Here is a 7168-nt window from a genome sequence, read left to right on the forward strand (position 1 = left end):
ATTGTCAAGTCGGGCAATTGATGCAAGAACCGATTGATTTCTGCTGTTTAATGAATCAGTATTATTTGCACTACATGTGGCCGTACTTGTAGTTTGACTTACTGATTTTGTAAAACAACACGAGGTCATCGCAAAAAGGATAAGTGAAAGCGCGATTGTCTTTTTCATAGGTTGTATTTTTGATTTGCGGTTTAAGGTAATTTTTAAAATGCGTAATATTGCAGCCTTGACTGGCGCAAGTTTAACGATAGCGTAACTCGTGTTCAAAATCAGAGTGGATTACGTCTAAGCTACACCTCGTTAAGCTTGAGCGATCTAATCGGCGATCCTTTGCAAACATACAACAAATAATTAACATATTAAAAGCGTTTATTCTGGAAATTGATAAGATGATTTTGGTTCTTATTGAAGTCGTTTTCGAAGAATTGCAGTTTGTCGATAAAAACGAACCAAATGTCTATGTTTTATCACTATGTGTCTATGAAAATTGCGCACCAATCCATGCAGATGTAGTTTTGCACTCTTATAGGGAAATGTCTGGAGGGTTCTGAAACTGCTTATATTCTTTGATAGTTAGATAGTTAATGTTTTTTAGCACGAAGTGCAGTTGTCTAATCAGAAATTATTCCGTCCTTTGCCTAACAATGTTAGATTTTATAACAACGTTTATATGGGCCATATAGAGAGAAAGAAGCGGGATCAGGAAAATATTCGTGCCAGCATTATAAATGCGGCGATAGATCTCGCTAAATCAGAGGGATGGAGCGCTGTAACTATTCGAAAAATTGCAGAAGCAATTGAATATACGCCTCCTATCGTTTATGAGTATTTCAAGAATAAAGATGATCTCATTCACGAAATAATCATTTACGGGTTTCAGAAATTGCGCCAAATGGGGAGCGAAAATCTGTTAAAAACCTCAGATCCCAGAGAGAAGTTGCTGGCCTTATCGTTAGTGCACTGGGATTTTTCGTACGAGCATCGGGAGCTGTACCAACTAATGTTTAGTCTGGAAAGACCCCTTCCGAGCAGTGAGGCTGAAAAAGGGGCTCAATTGCTGAAAGATATTTTCAACCGGATTACGGGTCAGACCGGGAAAGAGCTCGATATTCTCATTTTCAACTGGGTATGTCTGCTAAACGGTACCATCAGTATGATTATGCAGTTTGAGAAACCCGAATATCCTCTCGAAGAAAAATTTGCTTTAACCCCCCGTGAACTTTTCAACCGGTTTATGGAACGATTTATCAATAGTTTGTGAATACAGGAACCAAATTCATTGATAATAATCAAATAAACAGATAGTTAATAGATAATATATAGAATTTAAATTTTTAAATGTGTTGATTTATGAATAAAGCGTTGACGTTTGGGAGCCTTGTGCTTCTTGTGCTTTTTTCTTCGTGTAAGAATAAACAGATGGGGGCTAATAATGCCAATCCCATTCTTGCGTATCCCGTAGAGGCCGTATCGCAGCAAAATGTAGAACTGAAATCGGTTTACCCTGCTGTGCTTAAAGGGCAGGACGATGTGGATATAAAACCACGTGTGGACGGGTTTATCGACAAAGTGTATGTAGATGAAGGCGCTGTCGTTCATCAGGGACAGCCTCTGTTTAAGATCAATTCGCCGACATCGGTGCAGGCTGTTCAGGCTGCTCAATCGGCTTATAACACGGCAAAACTGGACGTTGATCGTATCCGCCCGCTGGCCGATAAAGGCATTTACAGTCCGGTGAAACTTTCGACATACGAAAATGTACTGGCTAATGCCAAAGGTGCGTTGAACGAAGCCAAAGCCAAACTGAGCTGGGCTACTGTTACCAGTCCGGTGAACGGCATTGTGGGAACAATCAATTTCCGTCAGGGAAGTCTGGTAAGCAATACCAATGTGCTGACTACCGTTGCCAATACCACCAATATCATTGCCTATTTTTCGATCAACGAAAAAGATTTGCTTGCACTATTGAAAGACCTGAAAGGAAATACACAGGCTGAAAAGATTAAAAACATGCCACGTGTAAAATTGCTTCTTTCGGATGGAACAGAGTATGAGGAAACCGGCAAGATCGAAACTATTTCGGGAGTGGTCGATGCCACTTCGGGGGCGGTTAATTTCCGGGCTTCGTTTCCTAACAAGCATGGTTTGCTGCGCAGTGGTTCGAGTGGCAAAGTTGTGATTCCGCAACCGTTTAGTAATGTAATTGTAATCCCTCAGGAAGCAACGTTCAGCCAACAGGATAAAGTGATGGTATTTAAAGTGCTTGGCGATTCTGTCGTACAAAAATCCATATTGGTAAAAGCAACTCCTGACGGTAAGAGTTATGTTGTACTCGATGGTTTGTCTTCCGGCGAAAAGATCGTTTCAGGAAGCATCGCTACTTTGAAAAGCGGTCAGAAAATCAAAGTAAAATCTCTTAAATAATACGCAATGCTAAAGACATTCATCGAACGTCCGGTACTATCGACCGTGATTTCAATCATTATCGTGGTACTGGGAATTATCGGTCTGTACATGTTGCCTATCGAGCAATATCCCAATATTGCCCCGCCTACGGTGCGTGTCAGTACCGCCTATAGCGGAGCCAATGCCGATGCAGTGCTCAACAGTGTGATAGTCCCTCTCGAAGAGCAAATCAACGGGGTGCAGGGCATGACCTATATGACCTCCACCGCTTCCAATGGTGGTGGTGCAAGCATTAATGTTTACTTCAAGCAGGGAACCGATCCCGATATGGCTGCCGTAAACGTGCAAAACCGTGTTTCGCAGGCTGCATCGTTGTTGCCGGCCGAAGTAACCAGAAGTGGTGTGGTGGTGCAAAAGCAACAGAGCAGCAACATCATGATGATTGTGATCAAATCGGACAATCCCGATTACGACGCCAAATTTCTTCAGAACTATGCCAATATTAACATTGTCCCTCAGTTGAAACGTATCGACGGGGTAGGTTCTGCCGGATCGTTCGGAACGCAGGAATATTCGATGCGCGTGTGGCTCAAACCGGATGTGATGAAGGCCTACAACCTGACTCCTGCCGAAGTAACGGCAGCTCTGCAAGATCAGAATATCGATGCAGCTCCCGGTCAGTTGGGGGCTCAGGGCAACCAGTCGTTTCAGTATGCACTTCGTTATACGGGACGCTTAAAAAATGCCGACGAATTCGGGAATATCATTATCCGTTCCAAAAGTGCACAAACACTTAGATTGAAGGACGTAGCCCGGATAGAACTTGGCGTGCAGGATTATAATTTCAAGACACTGAGTGGCAATAAACCATCCATTTTGCTGGCTATCAGCCAGGTTGCAGGATCCAACGCGCAGGACATTATTGAACAGGTAAAAGCCGAAATGAAAAAAGTAGGTAAAGAACTGCCTCCGGGTGTTACTTACGACTACATGATGGATGCCAGCGAGTTCCTGAATGCATCAATCAAAAAGGTGCTTCATACATTGCTGGAGGCCTTTGTGTTGGTATTTTTGGTGGTATTGCTTTTCCTCGAAAATTTCAGAGCAACGCTTATTCCGGCGATTGCAGTTCCGGTGGCCATTATCGGTACCTTCTTCTTCCTACTCATCTTCGGGTTCTCTATCAACCTGCTGACACTCTTTGCCCTTGTGCTTGCCATCGGTATTGTGGTGGACGACGCCATTGTGGTGGTTGAAGCAATACACGCCAAACTGGATGCCGGTGAAAAAGATGCCAGGACGGCTGCTATCAAAGCGATGGGTGAAATTGCTCCGGCTATCGTCTCCATTACACTGGTAATGGCAGCGGTATTTATTCCGGTAAGTTTTCTGGGAGGTACCAGCGGGGTATTCTTCAAACAGTTCGGTCTGACACTGGCCATGGCAATTATCATTTCCGCGATCAACGCATTGACGCTGAGTCCTGCCCTGTGCGCGCTCTTCCTGAAACCGGAAGAACATACCGAGCTTGCTCAGAAGAGTCTGCCGAAGAAGTTCGCCTATTATTTCGGTGTCGGGTTTGAAGCCGCAACTCAGAAGTACAAAAAGGCTCTTTATTTCCTAACCAAGAAAAAACACCGGTGGATTACGGCAGCCATTGTCGTTGTGTTTGCCCTTATTTTCTTTAGCTTGATGAAAATAATGCCTACCGGTTTTGTACCACAGGAAGACAGCGGAACCCTGATGGGATCTGTTACCTTGTCTCCGGGTTCTTCGTTCGAACGCACCGATAGTGTGGTGAAGAATGTGGTAAAAACGGCCGAAGCTCTTCCGGGGGTAAAATCGGTAACCAGTCTGACAGGGTTTAGTTTCATGGGTGGTAGCGGGAGTTCTTATGGTGGCATCGTTCTTAAAATGAACCCATGGGAGGATCGCGACATCACCACCAACCAGGCGGCAGCCATTCTGAAAGAAAAAACGGCTTCGGCAACTGATGCCAAGCTGATGTTTTTCGCCGCACCTACCTTACAGGGATTCGGGTTGAGCAATGGTGTTGCCCTCGAAATGCAGGATAAAACCGGTGGCGATATCAATAAATTCTTTGATGTGGTTACCAATTATCTTAACCAGCTTCAGAAGCGTCCGGAGGTGATGATGGCAATGACCACCTTCGATCCCCGTTTCCCTCAAAAAATGCTGGAGGCGAACGTGGCAAAAATCAAGGATGCCGGACTTAATCTAAGCGATGTGATGTCGACCCTGCAAACGTATATCGGAAGTATGTATATTTCCAATTTCAATACTTACGGCAAACAATACCGTGTGGTTGTTCAGGCAGCTCCTCAGTATCGCTCCAAACTCGAGGATCTGAGTGGTCTGTCGGTGAGAACATCCAACGGAACAATGGCTCCGATAACCGAATTCCTGACAATCAAAGATGTGACGGGTCCGCAATCGCTGAGCCGCTTCAACCTCTTCTCGTCCATGTCGGTAACGGTTATTCCGAATTATGCCAAAGGGTTTACTTCCGGTGACGCAATCAAGGCTATTCAGGAAACTCCGCTTCCCGAAGGATATACTTACGATTATTCGGGGATGACACGTGAAGAGGTGAACAGCAGCAATCAAACCATTCTGGTGTTTATCCTGAGTCTGGTCTTTGTTTACCTGCTGCTGTCTGCACTTTACGAAAGCTATATTTTGCCGTTAGCGGTAATCTTCTCGCTTCCTGTGGGGCTTGCAGGGGTGTTTATCTTTATCTTCAGCGCCATGATGGGCGGAACAGGTATTGTAAACAACATCTATGTGCAGATATCGCTCATCATGTTGATAGGGCTATTGTCCAAGAATGCGATTCTGATTGTAGAGTATGCCCTGCAACGTCGTCAAAAGGGGATGAGCATCACCAAGGCTGCCATCAGCGGTGCTTTGGCTCGTTTGCGTCCTATCCTGATGACTTCGTTTGCCATGATCTTCGGCTTGATGCCACTGGCACTTGCTGTCGGTGCCGGTGCTGTGGGTAACAAGTCTATCGGTATCAGTGCTATCGGCGGTATGTTTGTTGGAACAATGATCGGTATCTTCGTTATTCCGGTGCTCTTCATTCTGTTCCAGACACTGCACGAACGCCTGAGCAAGCACAAAATTGTGACTATCGACGACAGCGAGATTTAATTAATCATTCAGCCGGCAGAATCCTTTACCGGGTTCTGTCGGCCAATCATAAAACAGACATTCATCTTTATGAATCTATTCAGTAAACATAAAACGCTTATCCTTGTAATGGCAGTGGTGGCGCTGGGGGTTTCTTCCTGTCGCTCGTACAAGGATCTGGCCGAAGTGCCGGCTCCCGATAGCAAGGGGTTGGTGCGCGATACGGCAGGCAATGCCACAGATACTGCTTCTATTGCAACTATTCCATGGAAAGAGTATTTTGCCGATTCCAAATTGCAGCAACTGATATCCGAAGGCCTTGCCAATAATCCGGATCTGAAAGTGGCAGTCCTGCGCATACAGGAGGCTGAGGCATCTCTTATGATGGCAAACGGGGCAAAACTACCTTCCGTTGCTGTAGGATGGCAGTTAAACCACACACGCCTTAGTTCCGGGAAAAACGGTACTGATGTGCTGGGTTATTCCTCCTCTGTCAATCAACTTGGTTTCTCGGCCACATGGGAAGCCGACTTGTGGGGTAAAATCAACGGTCAGACAAAAATCAAATATGCCGCCCTACTCAACAGTAACGAGAACAGAAATCTGATTCAAACTACGTTGATTGCCAGTATTGCCAAAGCATATTACTCGTTGCTGGCGTATGATGAGAATCTTCGTATTACCAAGCAAACGGTGATTACGCTGCAAAAAAGTGCCGAAACCATGCAGAGCCTTATGACGGCCGGACAACAAAACGCGGCTGCTGTGGAACAGAGCAAGGCGCTTCTTTACAGCACGCAGCTTTCTATCCCTGCATTGGAGACTCAGATTCGCCAGCAGGAAGACGCGTTGTGTGTATTGCTCGGACGGAAGCCCGGCGCTGTAGAACGGGCTTCTATCGCCGATGAAACCGTGGCTCCCCGTTTGTCGTACGGTGTACCTGCCGGTATGCTGGCACGTCGTCCGGATGTGAAGCAGGCCGAACTTTCTCTCCGTTCGGCATATTCTGCCGTGGATGTTGCCAAAGCAAGTTTCTACCCCTCGTTCACCATCAGTTCGGCATCGTTGGGTTTTGCAGGAGGCTTTACCGACTTTTTCAAACCGGCTAATATTGCCGCCAATATTGTTGCAGGACTTACACAACCCCTGTTCACTAAAAATCAGCTGAAAGGCAACCTGAAGATTGCCAAAGCACAACAGGAGGAAGCGTTGCTCACTTTCCAGAAAGCGGTATTGACAGCAGGTCAGGAGGTTTCGGATATTCTTTTCGGGTATCAGTCGTCGTTGAGCAAGAACGAAACCCGCGGGAAACAAATCGAATCGCTGGTTAAGTCGGTGGATTATACCCAGGAGTTGTTGAAAGCAGGCGAAGCCAGCTATACCGAGGTATTATCGGCACAACGCGATCTCCTCTCGGCACAGCTCAACCAGGTAAACGACAAACTCGAACAACTTACCTACGGCGTAAATCTTTACAAAGCCCTTGGCGGCGGTGTCCGCTAAGAAGCCTTTCCCGTAAGTAGGTAAGTGACAAAAAAAGCCCGGTCGAATCGATGAAGTGCACCCCAAAAGTTAGACAAAACTTTTGGGGTGTTTTGTTATGTATAGA

Annotated in this window: 4 protein-coding genes; all 4 read left to right on the forward strand. The window is 45.9% G+C overall.

The features are described 5' to 3' along the window. Positions 1-670: 670 nt before the first annotated feature. The 4 genes from F8N35_RS05925 to F8N35_RS05940 all read left to right on the forward strand — a co-directional run bounded on the left by F8N35_RS05925 (position 671) and on the right by F8N35_RS05940 (position 7062). Positions 671-1261: a TetR/AcrR family transcriptional regulator gene (locus F8N35_RS05925; RefSeq protein ID WP_293050418.1), complete on the forward strand. Its 591-nt coding sequence runs from the start codon at positions 671-673 to the stop codon at positions 1259-1261. Between the two features lie 89 nt (positions 1262-1350). Continuing rightward, a complete protein-coding gene (locus F8N35_RS05930) occupies positions 1351-2424 on the forward strand; it encodes an efflux RND transporter periplasmic adaptor subunit (RefSeq protein ID WP_293050419.1) in 1074 nt (357 codons plus the stop codon). Positions 2425-2430: 6 nt separating this feature from the next. Further along, entirely contained in the window at positions 2431-5580 is a 3150-nt protein-coding gene (locus F8N35_RS05935) for an efflux RND transporter permease subunit (RefSeq protein ID WP_293050420.1), read from the forward strand. A 69-nt stretch (positions 5581-5649) separates the two neighbouring features. Next, positions 5650-7062 (forward strand): TolC family protein, encoded by a 1413-nt coding sequence (locus F8N35_RS05940; RefSeq protein ID WP_293050421.1) that lies wholly within the window; start codon positions 5650-5652, stop codon positions 7060-7062. The last annotated feature ends 106 nt before the right edge of the window (positions 7063-7168 follow it).

Source organism: Paludibacter sp., assembly GCF_009712605.1.
Taxonomy (GTDB): Bacteria; Bacteroidota; Bacteroidia; order Bacteroidales; family Paludibacteraceae; genus Microbacter.